The organism is Mesorhizobium sp. WSM4841, from assembly GCF_055811515.1.
In genome coordinates this window covers 1-461 of sequence record NZ_JBVVQC010000098.1, presented here as the reverse complement: position 1 = coordinate 461, position 461 = coordinate 1, and the positions used below count along the sequence as shown (strand labels likewise).

Sequence of the window (461 nt, the reverse complement as noted above, 5' to 3'; positions counted from 1 at the left end):
TCTTGGGATCCGTTTAACCCGGCTCAATCCGATCGCCGCTTCAGGATCATTCTTTCCGATTTCGCCACACTCGTGTTTTTTGAAAAGGTCGTGGAGCGGGTTGCACGCGAAGCACCCGCCGTCAGCTTCGAATTGCTGCCTATCGACGACGACCCCGATGAGCTTCTCCGGCGCGGTGATGTCGATTTTCTGATTTTTCCAGAATTGTTCATGTCAAGCGCCCATCCAAGAGCGGCGCTGTTCGACGACACGCTCGTGTGCGTGGGCTGCTCCACGAACAAGCAGCTGCCACGGCAGCTTACATTCGAGAGATACATGTCGATGAGGCACGTTGCGGTCAAGTTCGGGCGGACGCTGAAGCCCTCCATCGAGGAACAGTTTTTTCTTGAGCATGGTCTCAAGAGACGTGTCGAGATCGTCGTGCAGGCCTTTAGCATGATCCCGCCGATGGTCTCAGGCAC

The 461-nt window shown here is 55.7% G+C and carries 1 protein-coding gene; it reads left to right on the top strand.

Translation table 11 applies throughout. The features are described 5' to 3' along the window. Nucleotides 1–461, top strand: a 461-nt coding sequence (locus tag AC0L14_RS34785; RefSeq protein ID WP_473752235.1) for a LysR substrate-binding domain-containing protein, incomplete at both ends; no start/stop codon positions are given.